Origin of the sequence: Paenibacillus sp. NPDC058898 (genome assembly GCF_049316025.1) — a bacterium.
Classification (GTDB): domain Bacteria; phylum Bacillota; class Bacilli; order Paenibacillales; family Paenibacillaceae; genus Paenibacillus_AQ.
Genome location: NZ_JBMOSM010000004.1, coordinates 285,801 through 310,225 on the forward strand (window position 1 = coordinate 285,801; position 24,425 = coordinate 310,225).

Consider the following 24,425-nt stretch of genomic DNA (forward strand, 5'->3'; position numbering starts at 1 on the left):
TGCCAACATTCGGTACAATCAAGAAAGGCAAAATGTTATAGAATAAATTAAATTTCATGCACAATCTAGATTTGGTTGCGACGTAGAATAGGAGGAATACCTCATGAATATCGTTCCGGAACCATTATCCCTCGCTTCGCGTCTCGCTCAGGATTATATTCATCACTTCGACCGGGTAAGCGGGTTCTACGGTGAAGATTACCGCGGCGAGCACAGCTATGCAGAGCGGGTACAATGGCTGGATCTTTCGGAAGACAAACGAATTCAGCGTAAAGCGCTGGCAGATTGCCTTCGGACGTATAATCAGAAACACAATGATCATCCCGCTGTACATAAATCACTCCAACTTCTGGAGCAGCCAGGAACGGTTACCATGGTTGGTGGACAACAAAGCGGTTTGTTCACCGGACCTCTGCTTGTCATATATAAAGCAATTACCGTCATTCAAGCGGCCCGCGAAGCGGAAGAGCGCTTGAATCGTCCTGTCGTGCCTGTATTTTGGATCGCAGGGGAGGATCATGATTGGGATGAAGTGAATCATACGTACTTCCTGAGTCAGGATCAGCAGCTTTCCAAGATCAAGCTTGATGCCAAGGACGGACTCAGGACGTCGGTTAGTTATACTGACGTTGCTGAAGAAGATTGGAATGCAATGCTGGCAGAGCTCCAGATTCAACTGGCAGACAGCGAATATAAGGCGGATCTGCTGAAGATGGCCAGGGAATCGTTTGACGGTTCGGCTGGACTCAGCGAGGCATTTGCTAAACTCATCAGCTGTATGTTCGGCAAATATGGGCTAATACTCCTGGATTCTGCAGATCCGGGACTGCGGGCGTTGGAAGTGCCCGTATTCGAATCTTTGATTACCCGCAACGAAACAATGGGACTTTCGTACCAGCAGGCAGCAAGGGATATCGCAGGTTTGGGTTATGAAGTGCAGGCTGATGTATCCGAGAATGGGGCCAACTTGTTCTACTTGCATGAAGGCAGACGCTTGCTGCTTTACCGAGAAGGACGTGTATTCTCAGACCGGAAAGGCATCATTACGCTCACGGAGGAAGAACTGCTTCGGGATTTGCATCAGCATCCTGAACGCTTCAGCAACAATGTGCTGACCCGTCCAATTATGCAGGATTCGCTGCTGCCCGTGCTCGGAACGATACTCGGTCCAGGCGAGATTTCTTATTGGGCGATTACGCGCTATGCATTTTCCGACTTAGGTTTGCAGATGCCACTGATCATCCCGAGAATGTCATTCTCCATCGTTGATGGAACCGTCCATAAGCTTATGGAGAAATATGGATTGTCCTTCGAGGATGTTCACCTCCGTTTGTCTGAGAAGCGTGAGGCTTGGCTTGCCAGCAAGGATGAGTTGAATCTTGAGGGACGATTCAGTCAAACCCGGGAACAATTTGAAGCATTATATCAGCCTTTAATAGAAGATCTTGGCAAAATGCAAAGTGGACTGTTAAAATTAGGTCTAACCAATAAAGAAAAAATATTGGAGCAGATGGATTACCTGTTAAGTAAATCCCGGAATGCCTTGGAACAGCAGCATGAGGCCGCACTGGCACAGTGGAAACGCATTGAACAGACACTGATGCCGGAAGGGAAACCTCAGGAGAGGGTGTATAATATCCTGGAATACATGAATCGTTATGGATTGAATCTGGTGGATCGCCTGATGGAAATCCCATATGTTGCTTCGGGCATTCACAGGGTCGTTTACGTATAATGATCAGGAATTCAATCATCAGATCATAGGAGGCCGTTAAATGAGCTCATCATCAATACAAACCAGCAATATTACCGACTTGAAACTGGCACCGGAAGGTCATTTGAAAATTGATTGGGTGAAAGCGCATATGCCGGTATTAAACCGGGTGCGTGAACAATTCGAGAGAGAACAGCCATTCAAAGGGTTGAAAGTCGCCATCTCCTTGCATCTGGAAGCCAAGACCGCTTATCTGGCGAAAGTCGTTCAGGCTGGCGGAGCTGAAGTGACAATTACGGGCAGTAATCCGTTGTCTACTCAAGATGATGTGTGTGCCGCATTGGTAGAAGACGGGATCACGGTGTTTGCCAAGTATAACCCGGATCCTGCAGAATACAAGCAGCACCTCATTTCAACACTCGAGACCAGACCCGATCTGATCATTGACGATGGCGGGGATCTCGTAACGATCCTTCACTCGGAACGTACGGATCTGCTTGAAGGAATTCGAGGCGGTGCGGAAGAGACAACGACAGGCATCCTGCGCCTGAAATCTTTGGAGAAGGAAGGCTCACTGAACTTCCCGATGGTTGCCGTGAATGATGCATACTGCAAATACTTATTCGATAACCGTTATGGTACTGGACAATCGGTCTGGGACGGAATTAACCGGACGACCAACCTGGTGGTTGCAGGCAAGACCGTCGTTGTCGTAGGGTATGGCTGGTGCGGGAAGGGCGTCGCCATGCGTGCCAAAGGTCTTGGTGCCAACGTCATTGTGACCGAGATTGATGCAATTAAGGCCGTTGAAGCTTATATGGACGGCTTCCGCGTCATGCCAATGCACGAAGCAGCCAAATTGGGAGACTTCTTTGTCACCGTCACGGGTAACCGCGATGTCATTAGTGGGGAAGACTTTGATGTCATGAAGGACGGTGCCATTTTATCCAATGCCGGTCACTTCGATGTGGAAGTCAATAAACCGGATTTGTCAGAACGGTCTCAATCGGTTCGCACGGTTCGGCGGAATATTGAAGAATATCATCTGAAAGATGGTCGTAAGATTTATTTGCTTGCCGAAGGCCGTTTGGTGAATCTGGCGGCAGGTGACGGACATCCGGCAGAAATTATGGATATGACGTTTGCGCTTCAAGCTTTGTCTCTCAAACACGTGAATGATCAGTACAAGAACATCGGTAACCACGTAGTAAATGTTCCTTACGAATTGGATGAACAGGTTGCCTTATATAAACTGGAAAGTCTAGGTATTACAATCGACAGTCTGAGCGCTGAGCAAAAGTCTTACTTGGACAGCTGGGCTCAGCACTAAACAGCAGCAGCTTTAGATCATTTGCAAACCTCCTTTCCATCCCCGAGTGGGATGAAAGGAGGTTTTTTGTGCGAATGTCCTGAGAGAAAGTTCCAAAAAAACAAATGCTCGTTAGAAGGTATTTGATTCTTGACGCCGAATCTATTATCCTAAAGTGGTGGAAAGTGGTGCAAAGTGGGGAATCGGGGTTAAGGGGTGGAGTGCCTGATGTTCATGGGGGAGTTTCAACATAGCATCGACGATAAGGGGAGAATCATCATCCCTGCTAAATTTCGTGACCTCCTGGGCACCTCGTTTATCGTAACCCGCGGATTGGACAATTGCCTCTTTGTATACCCCAAAGATGAATGGGCCATCATGGAGCAGAAGCTCAAATCCCTGCCACTCATGAAGTCGGATGCACGTGCATTCACTCGGTTTTTTTTCTCCGGGGCGACAGAATGTGAATGGGATAAACAGGGAAGGGTAAATTTGCCGGGCAATTTGCGCGAGTTCGCCAAGCTCGAGAAGGAATGCGTTGTCATCGGCGTATCGAGCCGAGTGGAGATCTGGAGCAAGGAGCAGTGGCAGAATTACTATCAGCAGTCGGAGGAAGCATTCAACGACATTGCTGAGAAGCTGGTAGACTTTGATTTTGATTTATAACCAGCTAGGAACATCGTATTGAAATGGACAAGTTACACTTAAAAATCATGAATGAGACACAATGGAGGGCTGCAGCTTTGTTCCATCACATCACAGTGCTTAAGCAAGAAGCAACAGAAGGGCTGCGCATCAAACCAGACGGTATATATGTTGACTGTACGCTCGGGGGAGCAGGGCACAGCTCGCTTATTGCTTCCCAACTAAGTTCGAAGGGCCGGTTAATCGCACTGGATCAAGACGACTGGGCATTGAATAATGCCCGGGAAGTCATGAAGCCTTATGTGGACCGGATCACTCTTGTCAAAACCAATTTTCGTGATTTGGAGGAGGTGCTCCGAAACGAAGTGGAGGTTGATGAGAACGGGCAGCCGCAAGTTGACGGTATACTGTTCGATTTGGGCGTATCCTCTCCGCAGTTCGATGAAGGGGAGAGAGGTTTTAGTTACAACCATGATGCCCCGCTTGATATGCGGATGGATCAGTCCGCTGAGCTTACCGCAGCCAAGATTGTAAACGAATGGCCAGAACAGGAAATCGCACGAATATTGTATGAATACGGCGAAGAGAAATTTTCAAGACGAATTGCCAAGGTCATTGTTGAAAGAAGGGCACAGAGTCCTATTCAAACAACGGGTGAGCTTGTCGAAATGATTAAGGAAGGGATTCCGGCCGCAGCTCGGAGAACGGGCGGCCATCCGGCGAAACGAAGTTTTCAAGCGTTTCGGATTGCGGTAAATGATGAGCTTGGCGCATTCAAAGATGCGCTTCACCAAGCCGTGAGATGTCTTGCACCAGGAGGAAGAGTTTCAGTAATCACTTTTCACTCGCTCGAAGACCGGATATGCAAACAGATTTTTAACAGCTACATTCCCAAGTGTACGTGCCCTCCAGACTTTCCGATGTGTGTGTGCGGAGGCGGCCAAGGTGATCTGAAACTGGTGAACCGCAAACCGCTTATGCCCTCTGCGGAAGAGATTGAGAGTAATCCAAGGGCACGATCAGCGAAGCTGCGGATTGCGGAGAAACTGTAGAAACATCAAATCCCTGAAGAAGGAGAATCAGCCATGGCCTACACACGCGGCAATTTAGCCGTACAGGAGAGACAGAAGGAAACGCAGCAGTCCGCTTATCTCGAGAAGACAAAAGTCGTCAAACGTCGTTCCCAGCTTCCGCAAAAAGAAAAGCTGCTGTATATGTTGTCCGTGGTGTTTGTGGTTGCCGTCATGGGCGTCATTGGCATGAGTCATGTTCATTCCTATGACTTAAATCGGCAAATTCATGATACCGACAATAATATACTCAAAGCGAAACGAAATATTGATCAGCTTCAGGTTGAAAAGCAAACACTGGAGACGCAAATATTGGACAAGGCAAAAGAGTTGGGTTATGTGCCTATTGAGGATAAAAATACGATCCATCTATCACCCGTCTCGGGTTCATCCGGGACACAGAATTCGGACTCGGGACAAAATGATTGAAGTGTGAGGTTTTGACCGATGATAAAAAAAATCAAATTGCGTACTGTGCTAATAGGGGGATGTATAACCCTCTTTTTTGCTTTATTGATTGGACGGGTCTTTTGGCTGCAGGTAATCGATAACGACTTCTGGAAGGAACAAGCTTTATCGAAATGGTCGCGTAAACAGGATCTTCCGGCCACACGAGGGACGATTATGGATCGGGACGGCGATATTCTTGCCATGGATGCGCCTGCCTTTACGGTCATTGTGAACCCTGCGGTCATTCAGGCTAACGGCATGGAGAATGAGGTCGTTAAAGGGCTGCATGAGATTCTCGACAAGGATGAGGGCGAACTTCGTGAGCTGGTTAAAGCTAAAGACGATAAAGGGGAATACCTCAAAGGCCGTGAAGTCCGCAGTGAAGGATGGAAGATTGACCAGGAGAAGATGGAAGAGGTTAAAGAGTTTAGTGAAAGCTTGAATCAAAAATTAAAGGCTGCCGGTAAGGTTCCCGATTCGGGTATCGGCTTTCAGCGAGAGTCAAAACGATTCTATCCCAAAGAGACATTGGCTGCACATATCTTGGGTTATACCGATCGTCAGGGTAAAGGTGTCGGAGGCATTGAGCAATATTATGACGACGAGCTGAAGGGAACTGACGGATTCGCTTCTTACAAGAGTGACAAGAAGGGGGTCAAGCTGCCGAGTGAGAACGATTTATATCAGCCTGCAATAAATGGGAAAAATTTAGTGCTGACGACCGACGATACAATCCAGTATTATATCGAGGAAGCGATGCGCGACACGTATAACCAATATAAACCAATCAGTATGACGGTAATCGCAGCGGATCCGAACACGATGGAAATACTGGGGATGGCCAATATGCCGACTTTTGATCCCAATACATATTCGGAATGGAATCAAAAGAATTTTAACAATCATGCCGTGCGGTCCACCTATGAGCCGGGATCGACCTTCAAAATTGTAACGCTGGCCAGTGCAGTTCAGGAGAAGCTGTTTAACCCGGGTGCTATTTATCAATCCGGATCCATAAGAGCGGGTGGAAGAACTCACCGGGACATTAACAGCGTAGGGTGGGGGCCTATCACCTATTTGGAAGGCGTGAAGAAGTCGAGTAACGTTGCTTTTGTCAAATTGGGATTCGAAATGCTTGGCAAGGAACGATTTACCAACTATATTAAGGAATTTGGGTTTACTCAGAGAACGGGGATCGACCTCCCAGTCGAAGTTTTGGGTACCTTGAATATGACTTATGATTCCGATATTTCAACCATGACCTACGGTTACGCTGTATCCGTAACGCCTATCCAACAGATTGCTGCTATTTCGGCAGTGGCCAACGGAGGCAAGCTCATGAAGCCTCATATGGTGAAGCAGATCGAGGACCCTAACACGGGTAAGGTTGATAAAATCGAGCCGGAAGTCGTGCGCCAGGTCATATCTCCTAAGGCCGCAAGAGAAACAGGGACTTACCTTGAGCAGGTAGTAGCCGACCAATCCATTGGTACAGGTAGGCTTGCGTATATTGATGGCTACCGGGTTGCGGGTAAAACCGGTACCGCTATAAAATCCGGCGGCGGATATAAAGACCGTTCGAAACAAGTGGTTTCGTTCATCGGATACGCTCCCGTCGAGAATCCGAAGATTGCCGTGCTGGTCATTATCGACGAACCAAACGTGGAACAGGGCGGTGGTAAGCTGGCAGCACCGATATTCAAAGAAATCGTCTCCAAGACCTTGAATTATTGGGGCGTTCCCAAATCGAATGAGGCTCAGGATAAAGAAAAATCGAATGCAGGCACGACGCAGAAGGATTCCCTGAAAGCACCAGACTTTACGGGGCTGAAGCTGAGTGACGTAAAAGCCAAGCTGCTGAAGGATGGAGTGGCATTTGAGACCTTGGGCAACGGAAACACGGTGAAAGAGCAATATCCGCCTGCAAATGCAATCATTAGTGCAGGGCAACGGATCTATCTTCTTACTGAGGATAGCCCAACGATGAAAATCCCGAATTTAGAGGGTGAATCGCTCAGGGACGCCATGGAAGTGCTCACCTTGATGAAAGTAAAGGTTAATGTTCAAGGTGAGGGCTACGTTGTTTCGCAATTGGAAGCCAAGGAGAATGGCCAGCGAATCGTGCAGTTAACCCTGAAATCGGCGCAAGAGTTAATAACGGGAAGCAGCAGCTCTGATGAAACATCATCCGCTGGCAACGAAGATCCTAACGGGGAAGAATCCACCGATGAAGAAACTGAAACAACAGGCAGCGCAGGAGGGGAATAGCTTGTTCTAACCCGGGTTTGTCCCGAATACTCATGTGAAGAACGCATAATCATGAGCTTTCGGGTTCAAACAGGGAGGGAAGCTTAGGTGAAAGTATCCAAGGTATCGCAGCGGAGAAGACTGCTCTGGAGCCTGCTGCTGCTGCTCCTGCTGTTCTCGGCACTGATCATCAGATTGGCTTACGTGCAGATTGGAAAAGGAACGGAGCTGTCGGCGAAGGCGGAGGATCTCTGGCGCCGCGACATTCCGTTTGCGGCACAGCGTGGTGAAATTTTGGATCGTAACGGAACCGCATTGGTTACGAATATAACGACACCGACCATTTGGGCGATTCCTGTACAAATCAAAGATCCGGACCATACGGCCGAAACCTTGGCTGGGCTTATCAACATGGACAAAACCGATATCAAGAAAATCATTACGAAACGTTCGAGGTTGGAACGGATAAATCCCGGTGGACGAAAAATTACGATGGAGCTGGCTCAGGAAATTCGTGATTTGAAGCTGCCGGGTATCGTTGTTGCTGAGGATTACAAACGGTATTATCCCTATGGCGATCTCGCAGCCCATATTTTGGGATTCACAGGGGCCTACAGTCAGGGACTTACCGGCTTGGAAGCCATGCATGACGACAAGCTGAAGGGCTTCGAAGGCGGAATATCCTATCTGTCCGATGCAGGCGGAAGAATCATGCCGGGCTCCTCGGAGAAGTATGTCGAGCCTCGTGATGGTTTGAATCTGGAGCTAACGATCGATAAATCGATCCAGTCCATTATGGAGCGGGAGCTTGACCAAGCCATGGTGAAGTATCAGGCGAACGGGGCCTGGTCGATTGCCATGAATCCCAAGACAGGCGAGATTTTGGCGATGGCCAGCAGGCCGGGTTATTCTCCTGCCAATTACCAGCAGTTTTCAGCCGAGACGTATAATCGCAACCTGCCGATCTGGATGACCTATGAACCGGGCTCGACGTTCAAGATTATTACGCTTGCCGCTGCCCTTGAAGAGGACAAGGTTAATCTGAAGAGCGATCACTTCTTTGACAGTGGGGCGGTAGAGGTCGGTGGAGCAAGACTGCGCTGCTGGAAAAAAGGCGGACATGGCAGCCAGACCTTCATGGAGGTTGTCCAGAACTCCTGCAACCCGGGCTTTGTGGCGTTAGGTCAGAAGCTGGGCAAGGAAAGCCTGTTCCAGTATATCCGCGATTTTGGCTTTGGGGCCAAGACGGGCATCGATTTGAATGGGGAAGAGAATGGCATCCTGTTCAAACTCGCTAACGTCGGTCCGGTTGAGTTAGCCACAACGGCATTTGGGCAGGGAGTATCAGTTACGCCGATCCAGCAGGTTGCGGCAGTGTCCGCGGCCATTAACGGCGGCAAATTGTTTAAGCCGCATGTGGCCAAGGCGTGGGTCAATCCGGAGACGGGAGAGACGGTTGAGGAAATCAAGCCGGAGCTCGTCAGACAAGTGATCTCGGAAGAAACATCCAAGCAAGTGCGCGAGGCGCTCGAGAGCGTTGTCGCCAAAGGGACCGGACGTCCGGCCTTCATTGACGGTTATCGCGTCGGAGGGAAGACGGGAACTGCCCAGAAGGTTATTAACGGCCGCTACTCGTCGACCGAGCATATTGTATCGTTTGTCGGATTCGCACCTGCCGATGATCCTGAGATTGTGGTGTACACTGCGGTAGATAATCCGAAGGGCATTCAGTTCGGTGGTGTCGTAGCTGCTCCAATCGTACAGAACATCCTGGAGGATGCGCTGCATTATATGAAGGTTCCACCGCGTAAAGATCAGCTTGCCCGCGAGTATAAATATGGCGAGACGCCAACCGTGACTGTGCCGAATCTGGTCGGAGCGACCATTCAGGATCTCTATGAGGATCTGAATATGAATTTCATGCTGGCCAAGTCCGGGACCGGCAACACGGTGATTTCCCAGGCCCCGAAGCCGGGAAGCCGGGTGGAGCGGGGGGCTACCATTCGGATTTATATGGGTGAAGACCCGGAGGAATCCAAGCACGAACATTAAGGCATCATCTGGTTCACGAGCGGGACGGATGATGCAGATATATAGAGAGAGGGATAACAATGAAATTGAAGCAATTATCATCCGTATTGGCTGCTGCTGTTATCAAAGGATCCGGAGATGTTGAAATAACGGGGATTGAAACAGACTCGAGACAAGTGAAAGCGGGGGATTTGTTCATTTGTCTGCCGGGTCATACGGTAGATGGGCACCAGTTTGCAGCCCAGGCTGCCGACCAAGGCGCTGCGGCATTGGTCGTTGAGCGTAAGCTTGAGGTAGACCTTCCGCAAGTCATCGTGAAGGACAGCCGTTTTGCGATGGCGGGTTTGGCGAATGCCTTTTTTAATCAGCCAAGCTCCCGCATGAAGATGATCGGTGTAACCGGAACGAACGGCAAGACCACGACAACGTATTTGATTGAGTCGATCATGAACGATTACGGTCTGAAGACCGGACTCATCGGCACGATTCAAATGAAATACGACGGCCGTTCGTTCCCGATGCCGAGAACAACGCCCGAGGCGTTGGAGCTTCAGCGTTACTTGAACGATATGGCGAACGCAGGCACCGAGTGCTGCGTGATGGAGGTATCCTCGCATGCGCTCGAACAGGGGCGGGTGAAGGGAACGGATTTCCGGACGGCCATATTCACAAACCTGACGCAGGATCATCTGGACTATCATCATACGATGGAAGAATACCGCGGGGCAAAAGGACTATTTTTCTCCCGGCTGGGCAACGCTTTTGCCAAGGAAGAATCATCGCGCAAATATGCTGTCCTGAATGCGGATGATGAGGCTTCAGCTTATTTTGCCAAGCAGACGGCAGCGGAAGTGATTACCTATGGTTTGGGAGACGATGCGGATATACGAGCAAGCAACATCTCGATCACCGCTCAAGGGACCTCGTTCCATGTGGATACATTCCGCGGCAGTGCGGATATTTCAATTCGAATGGTAGGGAAATTCAACGTGTATAACGCTATGGCCGCGATTGCTGCCGCGCTTCTTGAGGGAATCCCGCTCGAGGATATCAAGAACAGCCTGGAATCCGTACCCGGAGTCGACGGCCGCGTTGAGGTCGTGGATGAGGGTCAGCCGTACGCTGTGATTGTGGATTATGCACATACGCCGGACGGACTCGAAAATGTGCTGCGTACCGTTAATGAATTTGCTGAAGGACGGGTGCTCACGGTATTCGGCTGTGGCGGCGACCGGGATCGGACCAAACGGCCGATCATGGGTAAAATTGCCGCAAAATATAGCGATGTTGTATTGGTGACTTCCGATAATCCCCGTACCGAAGACCCGGATTTGATCCTGAAGGATATCGAAGCCGGCTTGATTGAGGACGGAGTGGCAACAGAAAGCTACAAGCTCATCGTCGATCGTCGGGAAGCGATCGAAAAGGCTATTGAAATGGCAAGCCCGGGCGATGTAGTATTGATTGCGGGGAAAGGTCATGAGACCTACCAGCTGATTGCGGGCGAAGTGCTAGATTTTGACGACCGCATCGTAGCCAAAGACGCGATAAGGGGCAGACAATAGTGATCCATAAATCATTAAAGAGCATCGCCGACATGTGCGGCGGGACGCTCTCACGTAACCAAGATGACAGCATTATCATTCAAGGGGTCGGTACCGACTCCCGAACCATACAGCCGGGTAATCTGTTTGTTCCGATTGTCGGCGAGAAATTTGACGGGCATACGTTTGCCGAGAGCGTGCTTGCCAGCGGAGCAGGCGCAGTGCTCTGGCAGAGAGATCATCAACCGATTCCCGACGACCTGCCGCTCATTCTCGTTAAGGATACGTTAACGGCACTCCAGTCGCTTGCTGCGGCCTATTTGTCCGAGAGCCGTGCAAAGGTGATCGGCATTACCGGCAGCAACGGGAAAACGACAGTGAAGGACATGGTGTCCGCACTGCTTGAAACCACGTTTAAGGTTCACAAGACGCAAGGCAATTACAACAATCATATCGGCCTTCCGTTAACCGTACTCGCGATGAAGGAAGATACCGATGTGATCGTGCTTGAGATGGGCATGAGCGGACGTCGCGAGATTGAACTGCTCTCGACCATTGCGCGTCCGGATATGACGGTGATTACTAACGTAGGGGAAGCGCATATGCTTCAGCTAGGTTCGCGCGAAGAAATCGCCCGCGCCAAGCTTGAAATCATCAGCGGCATGAAGCCAGGCGGATTGCTGATCTATCACGGGGACGAACCGTTGATCCGTCAGGTGCTTGCTGAAGAAGCTACGGTGAAGCCTGAGGGACTGCGAACGTTTACGTTCGGCAATCAAGAAACCAATGATGATTATCCGACGGGACTCATGTTCCATGCAAGAGGCATCATATTCACTTCGAACCGGCATGCGGGCGAAGGCTTCAGCTTACCGCTTCTGGGTCGTCATAATGTAGTCAACGCGCTGGCAGCGATGGCTGTAGCGGCCCATTTGGGAATCGGCGATGAAGCCATTCGCAGCGGCTTTGCCAATCTGAAGCTGTCGAGTATGCGGATCGAAGCTGTGGAGACTGCGTTCGGGGTCACCGTGCTGAATGATGCTTACAATTCCAGTCCTACCGCGGTTAAGGCGGCAGTGGACGTGCTTGGAGATATGAAAGGCTACCACCGACGGATTGCCGTTCTCGGGGACATGCTGGAACTTGGTCAGCGGGAAGAGGAATTCCATGCCGAGATTGGAGATTATTTATCTCCGGACAATGCGGATCTTGTGTTCACCTTCGGCCCATTGTCGCTTCACACGGCGAAGAAAGCGAAAGATCGCTTCCCTGAAGGGGCTGTGCTTCCGTTTACGGATAAAGAGCAGCTGATCGAGGCTTTGCTGGAGCGGGTAACGGAGAAGGATATCGTATTGGTGAAAGCTTCGCGCGGCATGAGACTGGAACACGTGGTTGACGCCTTGAAGGCCCTGCCTGGCGGCAACAATGGAGTGAGGGGGTGAGCTGATGGACTTTCAATTGCTGTTATTGACAATCGGTGTAGCGTTTGTGCTTGCGGTGATATCGGCTCCGCTGCTCATTCCGCTGCTGCGGAGGATGAAGTTCGGCCAGCAGGTAAGGAGCGACGGTCCGCAGAGTCACTTGAAAAAAGCCGGGACGCCCACGATGGGCGGCGTTGTAATTTTGCTTGCTTTTACACTGACTTATATTAAATTTTCACCTGTCGATACTGATTTCTATGTAATGATCGTAGCCACGCTCGGTTTTGGTTTGATCGGCTTTCTTGACGACTATATTAAGATCGTATTTCGCAGATCATTAGGACTCACGGCTAGACAGAAGCTGTTTGGACAGCTTCTGTTTTCCGGTATTATGTGCTGGTTATTGATCTCCAACGGCCATAGCACGGCAATAAGCGTTCCAGGAATGGATTGGTCCTTTGATTGGGGGCCGTGGTTCTATTATCCGTTCATCGTGGTCATGATGCTTGCGATCAGCAACGCGGTCAATTTCACCGATGGATTGGATGGTCTTCTGTCCGGTGTGAGTGCAATTGCCTTTGGTGCTTATGCCATTGTGGCGATCCAGTCTACCTCGTTTGCGGCGGCATTCTGTGCAGCAGCGATGATCGGTGCGGTTCTCGGTTTTCTGGTATTTAACGCTCATCCTGCCAAGGTGTTCATGGGAGACACAGGCTCTTTAGGAATCGGCGGTGCCATTGGCGCCATTGCTATCGTAACCAAGAGCGAGCTGCTGTTCCTGATCATTGGCGGAGTCTTCGTCATCGAGATGCTATCTGTTGTGCTTCAGGTGATCTCTTTCAAAACCCGGGGCAAACGAATATTCAAAATGAGCCCGATCCATCACCATTACGAATTATCCGGTTGGTCGGAGTGGCGCGTCGTCTTTACATTTTGGGCCGTGGGACTGATACTTGCGGGACTCGGACTTTATATCAACAAGGGGTTGTAACATATGAAGCAGCTAGATGACTATCGGGATAAGCATATCGTAGTATTGGGCCTTGCCAAAAGTGGAGTACAGGTAGCTAAAGTGCTGCATCAAGCTGGGGCTTTCGTCATTGTAAATGATAGAAAGGAAAGAGAACAGTGTCCTGAAGCTTCGGAGCTCGAGGCTTTGGGTATTTCTGTTATTTGCGGTGGACATCCCGATGATCTTATTCATCCCGGTGTGACGCTTCTTGTCAAAAATCCCGGAATTCCGTATTCCGTCCCGCCTGTTCAAAAAGCGCTTGAGCTTGAGATTCCTGTCGTGACCGAAGTTGAAATCGCCTATCACCTGTGTGAAGCTCCGATCATCGGCATTACGGGCTCGAATGGCAAAACAACGACGACCACCTGGGTGGGCAAGCTGCTGGAAAGCGCAGGTCTTTCCCCGATTGTAGCCGGTAATATCGGCACGCCTCTATCTGAGGCTGCAGCAGAAGCAACTGAAAACGACTGGATGGTCGTTGAGCTGAGCAGCTTTCAGTTAAAAGGAACACAGGCGTTCAGACCGCGTATTGCCTGCCTTCTCAACGTTGCGGAAACACATCTTGATTACCATGGCGGAATGGATGATTATACTGCATCCAAAGCCAAGCTGTTCGCCAACCAGACTGCGGATGATACCGCTGTGCTCAATTGGGATGATCCCGTGTGCAGAAACCTTGTTCCGTATATCAAGGCGCGCATCGTGCCTTTTTCGATGAGTGAGAGCCTTCGTGAAGGGGTTCACGTCTTGCCGCCGTATGCTGTCGGTGCCCAGGACTCGGACGAAGACGATCAAGGGCGTACCGTGATTTATACAGATGGCGAAGGGTTTACGCATGAGATCATCCGTGTGGAGAACATCGGACTGCCCGGAAGATTTAATGTAGCGAATGCATTGGCAGCCTGTGCAATTGCCATAGCGGCCGGCGTTGCCCCCGATAAGCTGGAAGAAGCTTTGTCCAGCTTCCGCAGCGTTGAGCACCGCCTGGAATACGTAGCCGAACTTAAGGGTGTATCCTATTACAATAACTCGAAGGCAACGAACTCCAAGGCGACGCATATGGCGTTGACTTCGTTTAAGGAGCCTATCGTATTAATCGCTGGCGGGCTTGATCGTGGCTCGGATTACGAGGATTTGATTCCTTCTATGCAAGGAAGGGTGAAAGCCATCGTGCTTCTTGGCGAAACCAAGGAGAAAATCGCGAATGCTGCTGCCAAAGCCGGATTAAAGGACATCTTCCTCGTCGATAATGGAAAGGACGCCGCCGCGACTTTAACCTCGGCTGTCCAGAAGGCTGCCGGGCTGGCAGAGAGCGGGGATATTGTTCTTCTATCTCCCGCATGTGCAAGCTGGGACATGTTTCCTTCCTTTGAGGTACGAGGACGCATTTTTAAAGAGGCGGTGCATAACCTTTAAGTAGGGGGGTGGATAAGCCCCTACTTAGGATGTACGAGGTGGCCTTTCCATGAACAAGAACCGCCAGGCGCCCGATCTGTGGCTGCTTATCTGTATTTTGGCCCTGCTGGCCATCGGAATCGTCATGGTATATAGCGCAGGATCCGTCCTCGCATTTCATGACTATGGCGATAAGTTTTATTTTGTGAAGCGTCAGCTGTTTTTTGCCTGTCTGGGGCTTGCCGCAATGTATTTCACATCGAAGACCGACTATCGGGTTTGGAAGAAATACAGCAAGCTTGCACTGCTGGTCTGCTTTTTTATGCTGATTATCGTACTTATTCCAGGGGTTGGCGTTGTTCGCGGCGGGGCCAGAAGCTGGCTCGGCATCAGCTCGTTCGGTATTCAGCCCTCCGAGTTTATGAAGCTGGGGATGATTCTGTTTCTATCACGCTGGCTTAGTAAGCAAGATTATGATATTACGTCTTTTACTAGGGGGCTTTTGCCGCCGCTTGGTTTGATCGGACTGGCATTCGGATTGATTATGCTGCAGCCTGATTTGGGTACGGGTGCCGTTATGCTGGGTGCTGCGATGATGATCGTTTTTACCGCAGGGGCACAGATGAAGCATCTGGGCTTTCTCGCATTAGGCGGGGTAGCCGGTTTCATTGGTTTGATTCTAACAGCCCCCTATCGGCTGAAGCGGATAACTGGATTTCTCGATCCGTGGTCCGACCCGCTTGGCGCAGGCTATCAGATCATCCAATCCCTCTATGCCATAGGGCCGGGGGGACTTGGCGGACTCGGACTTGGCATGAGCCGTCAGAAGTACGCTTATGTACCTGAACCGCAGACAGATTTTATTTTTTCGATCTTGGCCGAAGAACTTGGGTTTATTGGCGGTTTGATTGTCCTGCTCTTGTTCGCTGCCTTGGTGTGGCGGGGCATGAGGGTGGCCATGACCGTATCCGATGGCTTTGGAAGTCTGCTGGCTGTTGGTATCGTAGGCATGGTCGCCATACAGGTCGTTATCAATATCGGTGTCGTTATCGGTTTAATGCCGGTGACAGGGATTACGCTGCCGCTCATCAGTTACGGAGGCAGCTCGCTGACGCTGATGCTGACGGCGCTGGGCATTCTATTAAATATTTCCCGTTATGCGAGGTGAAGGGTATGCGTGTCGTATTGACCGGCGGCGGAACGGGGGGGCATATTTACCCCGCCGTTGCCATTGCAAGACAATGTGAAAAAGAAGATCCGAAAACGGAGTTTTTATATATCGGAGGCCAGCGGGGCCTCGAAAGCAAGCTGGTACCCCAAGAGAAGCTGCCGTTTGAGAGCATCGATATCACGGGGTTCCGGCGCAAGCTGTCGCTGGATAACGTGAAGACGATCATGCGTTTTTTCAAAGGCGTGAAGCGGTCGAAGGCCCTCCTGAAGGAGTTTAAACCCGATGTCGTGATCGGTACCGGAGGTTATGTGTGTGGTCCGGTGGTTTATGCAGCGGCCAAGCTCGGAATACCGACCATGATTCATGAGCAGAATGCAATCCCGGGCCTCACCAACCAGTTCCTTAGCCGATATGCGGATACGGTTGCCGTCAGCTTTGAGGGATCGGAGTCCTCTTTTCCTAAAGCCAAAAGAACGGTATATACAGGAAATCCACGTGCGACAACGGTATTATCCGCCAATCGTGAACGTGGATTTGCTACGCTCGGCATTCCGGTGGACAGCCAGGTCGTGCTGATCGTCGGCGGAAGCCGGGGAGCCAAGGCGATCAATAACGCGATGATCGGGATGGCACCGTTCATACAGAAGCACTCAGGCGTACATTTTGTGTTTGTGACGGGCGATACGTATTTTGAGAACACACGGGAATCCATCCTGTCGCAGCTCGGTACTATGCCGAATCATCTTCATATCGTGCCTTACGTTCATAATATGCCGGAAGTGCTTGCGGCTACTTCGTTGATTGTAAATCGTGCTGGAGCTTCATTCCTGGCGGAGATTACATCGCTGGGCATTCCATCTGTACTTATACCTTCACCTAACGTCACCAATAACCATCAGGAGGCGAATGCGAGGCAATTGGAGGAAGCGGGCGCATCCAGCATGATTCTTGAAAAGGATTTGACGGCTGAAACGCTGTTTCGAAAGCTTGAGGAGATCATGACCAGTCGCTCTACCAGAGAGGCGATGTCCGCGGCTTCGAAAAAGCTCGGCAAACCGGATTCGGCTACCGTCATGGTTCAAGAAATCCGCCGGTTAACCGGTAAACGCTAAAACGGCTGGGCGATTGTCACACACCTATGGAGCCTGACATAAGATACTCTATAATCGTGACACACCCATGAGGCCGGCATTACTGACAGCGGCCATCTCTTCATCTAGTTGAAGGAATGGCCTTTTGGTTTTGAAAGTCAAGGGGAGGTTTATTTAAATGCAGCAGTGGAAATCGCTACTATCAGAGGCCAATGTCGGAACCGTATTATGGAATGAACCGCTGGCAAAATACACGACGTGGAAAATAGGCGGACCAGCCGATTGCCTGATTATTCCTGAGAACAAGGAACAGCTCAGGGAACTGGTCACTCTTCTCCATGCCCATCACATACCTTGGACACAACTGGGCCGCGGTTCAAACATGTTGGTTGCCGATAAAGGCATTCGGGGAGCGGTCATCAAGCTGGGCCAGGGATTTGAGGAGCTTCATTTTGAGGGAGAGACGGTAACTGCAGGCGGCAGTCTGTCTTTTGTCAAGCTCAGTGTTCTGGCCGGAAAAGAAGGATTATCCGGTCTTGAATTTGCCGGAGGCATTCCTGGATCGGTCGGAGGGGCCGTCTACATGAATGCAGGTGCCCATGGGTCAGATGTGTCACGCATATTCAAGTCCGCTGACATTGTACTGGAAACAGGGGAATTGGTTACGTATGCTGCGAAAGATATGGCGTTTGATTACCGACACTCCATTCTGCATGAACGAAAAGGGATTGTGACTGAAGCGGTATTTGGGCTCCGACAAGGAGACCGCAAAGAAATTTCAGCTGTTATGGCCTCCTACAAGGACCGTCGCCGGCGTACACAGCCGCTCCAATCCGCAACGGCAGGCAGTGTGTTTCGCAACCCGCCCGGCGACCATGCCGCGAGGTTGATCGAGGCTGCCGGTCTTAAGGGCCTACGGATCGGGGGAGCAGAAGTTTCTTTACAGCATGCCAATTTCATTGAGAACACCGGTCAAGCGACAGCAGAGGACGTGCTTGCTTTGATGGAACGCATCAAGGAAACCATCTCGGAAAAGAACGGAATTCATATGGTGCCTGAGGTGTACGTTCTGGGCGAGCGGTAAACTCGGAGGTGATACATTGGACAAATTGGTGATTGAGGGTGGAAGGCCCCTATCAGGAACCATTCGTATCCATGGCGCAAAAAATGCAGCTTTACCTATTCTAGCGGCAAGTCTTCTGGCAGAAGGAACGGTAAGATTAAGCAATGTCCCGCATCTGCTGGATATTGAAGTGATGCTCAGCATTCTCAGCCGTCTTGGCTCCAAATGCAAGCATGAGCTGGAGACGGTTACCGTGGATACCTCGTCTGCCAATTCGTTTCATGTCCCGGAAGATTTAATGAAGCAGATGCGATCCTCCATCTTTTTGATGGGACCTCTGCTGGCCCGTTTTGGTGAAGTGACGATCTATCAGCCCGGAGGCTGCGCGATCGGAGAACGTAAGATCGACCTCCATCTTCAGGGATTGCAGGCGCTTGGTGCGGAAATCGAGGAGAGTAACGATAAGATCCATTGCAGGGCAAGCCGGTTGGTCGGGACTGATATTCATCTGGATTTTGCCAGCGTAGGGGCAACGGAGAATATCATGATGGCAGCAGCAACGGCGTTTGGCACAACGGTGCTCACCAATGCCGCCAGAGAGCCTGAAATTCAGGACCTTCAGCATTTCCTGAACAAGATGGGAGCGAACATTATCGGCGCAGGAACGGATACCATCACGATCCATGGCGTGGAGCGTCTGGAGCCTTGCGAGTACGAGATCATACCGGACCGGATCGTAGCCGGCACCGTCATGATCGCAGCGGCCGTCACCCGCGGTAGTGTAACGCTTACAAAGACCAATCCATCTCATTTAACTTCCCTTATACATGTGCTAAAGCGCGCCGGTGTTCAAACCAGTATATGCAATGATATAATAAACATAAGCTGTATGAGCCGACCTAAAGCGGTGGAACGTATTGTGACTTCACCGTATCCTTCGTTCCCGACTGATTTGCAATCCCAGGTCATGGTCTTGCTGTCCTTGGCGGACGGATTTAGCGTAATGAAAGAGACGGTATTCGAAGGACGGTTCAAGCATGTGGAGGAACTCTCCCGTATGGGGGCGGACATTTCCACGGATCTGAACTATGCATTTATACGCGGTGTTCAGAGAATTTATGGAGCTACGGTGGAGGCAACCGATCTTCGGGCTGGAGCGGCGCTCGTCATCGCCGGTTTGGCCGCGCAGGGAACAACCGTGGTGGAGCAAGTTCACCATATTGATCGCGGTTATGATCGTATTGAAAACATGTTCCAAGGTTTAGGCGCTCGGATCTATCGTCAATCTCCGGTGCCAAAACCGCTTGATTTAGCCAATTGAGGTCCTGTGCTTCCCCTCCGGAAAAGGAGGGGATAACAGGTCTTTATGGAGAGAGTGGATATGTCCAAGACACATATGCCTGTCCTTAAGCAGGACAAGCCCAAACCGAAAACAGCCAAAAAAATCATAGGGATACTTTTGCTGCTATTCGTAGCCCTGTTGACGATTCTATTTTTCCGGTCGTCAGTCAGCCAAGTTACCGAGATTCATTTTACAGGCAATACGTTTAATACAAATGAGCAGCTTATCAAGCAAAGCGGACTCCACATCGGAGACCAGTACTTTGGCGTTGAGCCGAAAGATGTGCAGGAACGCCTGATGAAGCTGGGAACGATTAAGTCGGCTGAAGTGGTCAAGAGCTTTCCGGGCGAAGTCAGCATCGTGGTGACGGAGCATCCTACGGTGGCCTACGAGTTGTCCGAAAGCGGGGAACTTCAAGCCATATTGGCCAGCGGCACCTCAGTTCCTGTTACAGCGAGCGGTATTGCCGTTGAGAAGCCGATTTTGACCAATTGGGCTCCGGACGATCCCAACAAGGCCGAGCTTAGCGAGGTGCTTGCGGAGATTTCGGGCAGCCTGACCTCCGATATCTCGGAAATCATGCCGTCTCCGACGTTATCTTTTCCGGATCGGATCAAGATGTATACACGTTCCAAGTTCGAAGTCATCACTTCGGTTTCCTTGCTCCGTGACAAAGTAGAGTACCTGAACCAGGTGACCGAAATGGAGCGGCCGGGTATGATTACGATGCTGGAAGCGGACTCTTATGTGCCGTTTGTAGAAGAAGTTGGAGAAGACGCGGAAGAAGGGCAATAACCCCCTACTCAGGGATTGGAATAAATGGTACAATTGAATGTATTGACAACTTGTTTCGGCTCTTCTTTTTTGAATGACTTTTACGGCCTGTTATAGCAAATGTTGGCAGTAAAAAAAATGTTGAAAAAAGAGGGAAAGACCTGCGAGTGTTGAATAAGTAGAAATGTATTCTTTATTATCAAAATTAATTTGCTAAAAACAGGAGGTGCCAGGGCTTGAGCAACAATGACATCATTGTTAGTTTGGACATCGGTACATCCAAAGTTCGTGCTATTATTGGGGAAGTTAATAATGGAACCTTTAATATTATTGGAGTTGGATCTGCCGACTCGGAGGGAATTCGCAAAGGTGCAATTGTAGATATCGACCAGACCGTACAATCCATTCGCAGCGCTGTTGATCATGCGGAGCGTATGGTCGGTATTCAAATATCCGAAGTATATGTCGGCATTTCTGGAAATCATATCGGACTTCAATCCAGCCATGGAGTTGTGGCAGTATCGAACGAGGATCGCGAAATTGGTGAAGAGGACATCGACCGCGTGCTGAAAGCAGCGGAAGTCGTGGCGCTTCCTCCGGATCGTGAAATTATCGATGTGGTTGCTAAACAGTTTGTAGTTGACGGTTTGGAAGGAATCTCTGATCCGCGAGGAATGATCGGCGTAAGACTGGAAGTTGAAGCGACGATTATTACTGGCGCCAAAACGGCAATACATAACCTGTTACGTTGTGTGGAGAAATCAGGCCTGAAAGTAAAGGATCTGGTGCTGATTCCGCTTGGTGCCGGACAGCTATCCTTGTCCAAGGACGAGAAAACGATGGGTTCGGTGCTGGTTGACGTCGGGGCGGGCTCAACCACGTTGGCTGTGTTCGAGGGAGGCAGTATTGCCGCAACTTCGACGCTCCCGGTTGGTGGAGATTTCGTTACGAATGATATCGCTTATGGCCTGCGAACGCTAACGGATCAAGCAGAGAAGGTTAAGCTGAAGTACGGATGCGCGCTGATCGAGAGTGCCGCACACGAAGTAACGTTTAAAGTAACGAGAATTGGAAGCAATGTGGACAAGGAGTTCACCCAAGAAGATCTGGCAGCTATCATAGAACCTCGCGTTCAGGAAATTTTCCAATTGGTGCGCCAAGAAATTAAGCGCTTGGGTTACAGTGAGCTTCCTGGTGGTTATATACTTACTGGGGGCACTATGTCCATGCCTGGTGTGCTGCAGGTGGCACAAAATGAGCTGGCGACTTCCGTACGGATTGCGGTTCCCGATTTCATCGGTGTTCGTGATCCGGGATACTGCAGCGGAGTCGGCATCCTCCATAATGCAATCCGGAATGTACGTGTACGCAATACAGGAGGAAGCAACAACAGCAGCGGAAATAGCAAGAAACCGGTGAACCGCGCTAAGCAGCAAAATCCTGTCGCAGCAACTCAGGAGACCAGCCAGAAGCCGGGATTTATTGAACGCTTGAAAAAGATGTTCAGCGAGTTTATATAGCGGATTCATTCGACTGTGGACGTGCCATCCACGCACATTGAGGGGGAGATGGATTAGATGTTGGAATTTGATTTTGAAATGGAGAGCTTAGCTCAAATAAAAGTAATCGGAGTAGGTGGCGGCGGAAGCAACGCCGTTAACCGAATGATTGAGAATGGTGTGCAGGGTGTTGAATTTATTACAGTCAATACGGATGCTCAGGCACTCCACCTTGCCAAATCAGAACATAAACTGCAAATCGGGGATAAGCTGACTCGCGGTCTTGGTGCCGGCGCCAATCCTGACGTAGGCAAGAAGGCTGCGGAAGAATCCCGCGATTTGATCATGAACACCCTGAAGGGTGCCGATATGGTATTCGTTACGGCCGGTATGGGTGGCGGAACCGGAACGGGTGCTGCACCTGTCATTGCTGAAATCGCAAAGGAATGCGGCGCACTGACCGTAGGCGTGGTGACTCGACCGTTTACCTTCGAAGGCCGCAAGCGTGCTTCCCAAGCGGAGCTTGGCATTGAAGCATTGAAAGAGAAAGTGGATACACTCATCGTCATTCCGAATGATCGCCTGCTGGAGATCGTGGATAAGAAGACACCGATGCTGGAAGCGTTCCGAGAAGCTGATAACGTATTGCGCCAGGCCGTTCAGGGCATTTCTGATCTGATCCAAGTGCCGGGTCTGATCAACCTTGACTTTGCCGACGTGAAAACGATCATGACAGAACGTGGCTCAGCTCTTATGGGTATTGGAGAAGCTACCGGTGAGAACCGTGCTTCTGAAGCTGCCCGCAAGGCGATCATGAGCCCACTGCTGGAAACCTCTATCGAAGGTGCGCGTGGTGTGATCATGAACATTACGGGAGGAACCAATCTCTCCTTGTATGAAGTAAATGAAGCGGCCGAGATCGTAACTTCAGCTTCCGATCCGGAAGTGAACATGATCTTCGGTGCGATTATTGAGGAAAACATGAAGGATGAAATCAAAGTAACGGTTATCGCTACCGGCTTTGAAGGCAAGCCTGCTCCAATCCCTCCTGGACGTCGTCCTGTGCCTCAAGAGGAACAGCAGCAACAACAAAAGCAGTCAGCAACGGACAAGAGTAATGTGAATCTGAAGCCATTTGGCAACCAGAACAGCAATGATCAGCTTGATATTCCCACTTTCCTTCGCAATCGTTCCCGCAATAATGATTAATATAAATAAGCCTGGGCTTCGTCATCATGATGAAGACAGGCTTATTTTTGTATTCAAACCTCGTTCTCTTCCTTTTGTTTCATTTGTAGGATCATACAGCTAATGCTGTCACACTTTCACGAATAAGAACCCGCCAATGGGTAAATACCGTAGAATTTAAGGATATTCCCCAAGCTTTCCTTCCAAGATAGAGATTACTGATAACGCCAAGTGGCTGCTCTTGGTTCGGGTCTTTTAAAAACTGCCCTTCATCGACAAAAAAAGTCTATAAACCGCCCACAGGTTTAGACAGACTTTGAATTCTATTCTTCTTATACTAGTAACATCTCCCATTGCCCAGCAAACAACAGAAGGATAACCGAAGTGATTCTTCGACTAGGCAGGTGAACAACCTGGTTGTTTATATTGATCTCATATTTTTGGCAAACCTCGTCATTGACGGCATTTTGCTGGCTTTGACCGCCTGGATGCGCAGGGTTCGGCCAAGGTGGTGGAGACTTGCATTATCCTCTGTGGTAGGCGCACTGTATGTCGTCATGATGTTTGTCCCGCAGCTGTCATTTTTGTTTACCTTTCTCATCAAATTTGGACTTTCGTTGATCATGTTATGGATAGCTTTCGGCTTTGCAAGTTTACAGAGTTATCTGCGGAATTTGGGAGCATTTTATATGGTGAATTTTGCCGCGGCCGGAGGCATTATCGGTGTTCATTACTTGGTCCAAAATTCGGGAGAACTGTTCAGCGGGATATGGTATACGACGTCGGGAGGGCTATCGTTTGAATTGAAGGTGGGATTCTGGTTTGCGTGCATTACCTTTTTTGTAGTTGTATTCGCGTTTAAAGCCGTTCAGACCACGAAACGTAAAACCGAGAACCGGGAAGCCTTATTGGGAGAGGTGTCCGTATGGATCGGCAGCACCAAAATATGCTGTGTGGGGCTTCTGGATACAGGTAACCAATTGAGTGATCCCTTAACGCGTACGCCGGTTATGGTGATGGAAGCAGCACTGTGGGAAGCTCACCTGCCCCAGGGATGGAGTAAACAGTTGATGGAGGGGGAACCGGACAAATTAATCATGGGGCTGGCGGCAGAGGAATTTGAATGGCAAGACCGTCTGCGGCTTGTTCCGTATCGCGGTGTTAACCGGGGGGCTGCCTTCATGCTCGCGCTAAAGCCCGACATGGTACGGATCGAACTAGGAGGATTTGAATATTCGGCATCCAAGGTGTTGATTGGTCTTGATAGCGGGACGCTCTCGGGTGACAGGGCATACAGGGCCATCATACATCCGGCGTTGACGGAAGGAGAAGGTACCCCGAAGATGAATGGACATTCTACCGAAATGGGCGCTTCATCGCTCAATGGAGGAACCGGTCCGGAATCAGGTGAAGCCGAGTATGCAGGATGAGAACGTGAAGCCATTTTCATAGTGCTTGC

General features: G+C 50.1%; 19 protein-coding genes. All 19 read left to right on the plus strand.

Annotated features, from left to right (window positions below):
* Window positions 1–103: 103 nt before the first annotated feature.
* The 19 genes from bshC (at window position 104) to spoIIGA (ending at window position 24,396) form a co-directional block, all read left to right on the plus strand.
* Window positions 104–1,735 (plus strand): bacillithiol biosynthesis cysteine-adding enzyme BshC, encoded by a 1,632-nt coding sequence (gene bshC / locus ACOZB4_RS13255; RefSeq protein WP_379406546.1) that lies wholly within the window; start codon window positions 104–106, stop codon window positions 1,733–1,735.
* 40 nt (window positions 1,736–1,775) lie between these two features.
* Window positions 1,776–3,044, plus strand: coding sequence for an adenosylhomocysteinase (locus ACOZB4_RS13260; protein ID WP_379406545.1), 1,269 nt, complete (start codon window positions 1,776–1,778; stop codon window positions 3,042–3,044).
* Between the two features lie 207 nt (window positions 3,045–3,251).
* Window positions 3,252–3,689, plus strand: coding sequence for a division/cell wall cluster transcriptional repressor MraZ (mraZ, locus tag ACOZB4_RS13265; protein ID WP_009590832.1), 438 nt, complete (start codon window positions 3,252–3,254; stop codon window positions 3,687–3,689).
* Window positions 3,690–3,766: 77 nt separating this feature from the next.
* Complete coding sequence (gene rsmH / locus ACOZB4_RS13270) at window positions 3,767–4,720, plus strand: 16S rRNA (cytosine(1402)-N(4))-methyltransferase RsmH (RefSeq protein WP_339273450.1); 954 nt, start codon at window positions 3,767–3,769, stop codon at window positions 4,718–4,720.
* 33 nt (window positions 4,721–4,753) lie between these two features.
* Window positions 4,754–5,167, plus strand: a complete 414-nt coding sequence (locus tag ACOZB4_RS13275; RefSeq protein ID WP_379406544.1) for a cell division protein FtsL — start codon at window positions 4,754–4,756, stop codon at window positions 5,165–5,167.
* An 18-nt stretch (window positions 5,168–5,185) separates the two neighbouring features.
* Complete coding sequence (locus ACOZB4_RS13280; protein WP_379406543.1) at window positions 5,186–7,456, plus strand: penicillin-binding transpeptidase domain-containing protein; 2,271 nt, start codon at window positions 5,186–5,188, stop codon at window positions 7,454–7,456.
* Between the two features lie 87 nt (window positions 7,457–7,543).
* Window positions 7,544–9,487: a stage V sporulation protein D gene (locus ACOZB4_RS13285; protein WP_379406542.1), complete on the plus strand. Its 1,944-nt coding sequence runs from the start codon at window positions 7,544–7,546 to the stop codon at window positions 9,485–9,487.
* A gap of 59 nt (window positions 9,488–9,546) precedes the next feature.
* Window positions 9,547–11,031, plus strand: a complete 1,485-nt coding sequence (locus tag ACOZB4_RS13290) for a UDP-N-acetylmuramoyl-L-alanyl-D-glutamate--2,6-diaminopimelate ligase (RefSeq protein ID WP_379406541.1) — start codon at window positions 9,547–9,549, stop codon at window positions 11,029–11,031.
* Window positions 11,031–12,452 carry a UDP-N-acetylmuramoyl-tripeptide--D-alanyl-D-alanine ligase gene (locus tag ACOZB4_RS13295; RefSeq protein ID WP_379406540.1) on the plus strand — a complete coding sequence of 474 codons (1,422 nt, stop codon included), beginning with the start codon at window positions 11,031–11,033 and terminating at the stop codon, window positions 12,450–12,452. The genes ACOZB4_RS13290 and ACOZB4_RS13295 overlap by 1 nt, the downstream gene beginning before the upstream one ends.
* 4 nt (window positions 12,453–12,456) lie before the next feature.
* On the plus strand, window positions 12,457–13,422 hold the full coding sequence (mraY, locus tag ACOZB4_RS13300; protein WP_076320635.1) for a phospho-N-acetylmuramoyl-pentapeptide-transferase: 966 nt from the start codon (window positions 12,457–12,459) through the stop codon (window positions 13,420–13,422).
* Between the two features lie 3 nt (window positions 13,423–13,425).
* Complete coding sequence (gene murD / locus ACOZB4_RS13305) at window positions 13,426–14,859, plus strand: UDP-N-acetylmuramoyl-L-alanine--D-glutamate ligase (protein WP_379406539.1); 1,434 nt, start codon at window positions 13,426–13,428, stop codon at window positions 14,857–14,859.
* A gap of 49 nt (window positions 14,860–14,908) precedes the next feature.
* The gene (spoVE, locus tag ACOZB4_RS13310; protein ID WP_076320637.1) at window positions 14,909–16,006 is read left to right on the plus strand and encodes a stage V sporulation protein E; all 1,098 of its coding nucleotides are present in this window, start codon (window positions 14,909–14,911) and stop codon (window positions 16,004–16,006) included.
* A gap of 5 nt (window positions 16,007–16,011) precedes the next feature.
* The gene (gene murG / locus ACOZB4_RS13315; RefSeq protein WP_379406538.1) at window positions 16,012–17,121 is read left to right on the plus strand and encodes an undecaprenyldiphospho-muramoylpentapeptide beta-N-acetylglucosaminyltransferase; all 1,110 of its coding nucleotides are present in this window, start codon (window positions 16,012–16,014) and stop codon (window positions 17,119–17,121) included.
* 157 nt (window positions 17,122–17,278) lie between these two features.
* The gene (murB, locus tag ACOZB4_RS13320; protein WP_076320639.1) at window positions 17,279–18,184 is read left to right on the plus strand and encodes a UDP-N-acetylmuramate dehydrogenase; all 906 of its coding nucleotides are present in this window, start codon (window positions 17,279–17,281) and stop codon (window positions 18,182–18,184) included.
* Window positions 18,185–18,200: 16 nt separating this feature from the next.
* Window positions 18,201–19,484 (plus strand): UDP-N-acetylglucosamine 1-carboxyvinyltransferase, encoded by a 1,284-nt coding sequence (murA, locus tag ACOZB4_RS13325; RefSeq protein WP_076320640.1) that lies wholly within the window; start codon window positions 18,201–18,203, stop codon window positions 19,482–19,484.
* A 60-nt stretch (window positions 19,485–19,544) separates the two neighbouring features.
* A complete protein-coding gene (locus tag ACOZB4_RS13330) occupies window positions 19,545–20,300 on the plus strand; it encodes a cell division protein FtsQ/DivIB (RefSeq protein ID WP_339271948.1) in 756 nt (251 codons plus the stop codon).
* 215 nt (window positions 20,301–20,515) lie between these two features.
* On the plus strand, window positions 20,516–21,799 hold the full coding sequence (ftsA, locus tag ACOZB4_RS13335) for a cell division protein FtsA (protein WP_076320641.1): 1,284 nt from the start codon (window positions 20,516–20,518) through the stop codon (window positions 21,797–21,799).
* 57 nt (window positions 21,800–21,856) lie between these two features.
* On the plus strand, window positions 21,857–22,987 hold the full coding sequence (gene ftsZ / locus ACOZB4_RS13340; protein WP_379406537.1) for a cell division protein FtsZ: 1,131 nt from the start codon (window positions 21,857–21,859) through the stop codon (window positions 22,985–22,987).
* Window positions 22,988–23,379: 392 nt separating this feature from the next.
* Window positions 23,380–24,396 (plus strand): sigma-E processing peptidase SpoIIGA, encoded by a 1,017-nt coding sequence (spoIIGA, locus tag ACOZB4_RS13345; RefSeq protein ID WP_379406587.1) that lies wholly within the window; start codon window positions 23,380–23,382, stop codon window positions 24,394–24,396.
* Window positions 24,397–24,425: the final 29 nt, after the last annotated feature.

What these genes read in the sequence shown, in the direction of transcription:
- bshC (WP_379406546.1), top strand. Translation starts at nt 104, where the DNA reads ATGAATATCGTTCCGGAACCATTATCCCTCGCTTCGCGTCTCGCTCAG.
- ACOZB4_RS13260 (WP_379406545.1), top strand. Translation starts at nt 1,776, where the DNA reads ATGAGCTCATCATCAATACAAACCAGCAATATTACCGACTTGAAACTG.
- mraZ (WP_009590832.1), top strand. Translation starts at nt 3,252, where the DNA reads ATGTTCATGGGGGAGTTTCAACATAGCATCGACGATAAGGGGAGAATC.
- ACOZB4_RS13275 (WP_379406544.1), top strand. Translation starts at nt 4,754, where the DNA reads ATGGCCTACACACGCGGCAATTTAGCCGTACAGGAGAGACAGAAGGAA.
- ACOZB4_RS13280 (WP_379406543.1), top strand. Translation starts at nt 5,186, where the DNA reads ATGATAAAAAAAATCAAATTGCGTACTGTGCTAATAGGGGGATGTATA.
- ACOZB4_RS13290 (WP_379406541.1), top strand. Translation starts at nt 9,547, where the DNA reads ATGAAATTGAAGCAATTATCATCCGTATTGGCTGCTGCTGTTATCAAA.
- mraY (WP_076320635.1), top strand. Translation starts at nt 12,457, where the DNA reads ATGGACTTTCAATTGCTGTTATTGACAATCGGTGTAGCGTTTGTGCTT.
- murD (WP_379406539.1), top strand. Translation starts at nt 13,426, where the DNA reads ATGAAGCAGCTAGATGACTATCGGGATAAGCATATCGTAGTATTGGGC.
- spoVE (WP_076320637.1), top strand. Translation starts at nt 14,909, where the DNA reads ATGAACAAGAACCGCCAGGCGCCCGATCTGTGGCTGCTTATCTGTATT.
- murG (WP_379406538.1), top strand. Translation starts at nt 16,012, where the DNA reads ATGCGTGTCGTATTGACCGGCGGCGGAACGGGGGGGCATATTTACCCC.
- murB (WP_076320639.1), top strand. Translation starts at nt 17,279, where the DNA reads ATGCAGCAGTGGAAATCGCTACTATCAGAGGCCAATGTCGGAACCGTA.
- ACOZB4_RS13330 (WP_339271948.1), top strand. Translation starts at nt 19,545, where the DNA reads ATGTCCAAGACACATATGCCTGTCCTTAAGCAGGACAAGCCCAAACCG.
- ftsZ (WP_379406537.1), top strand. Translation starts at nt 21,857, where the DNA reads ATGTTGGAATTTGATTTTGAAATGGAGAGCTTAGCTCAAATAAAAGTA.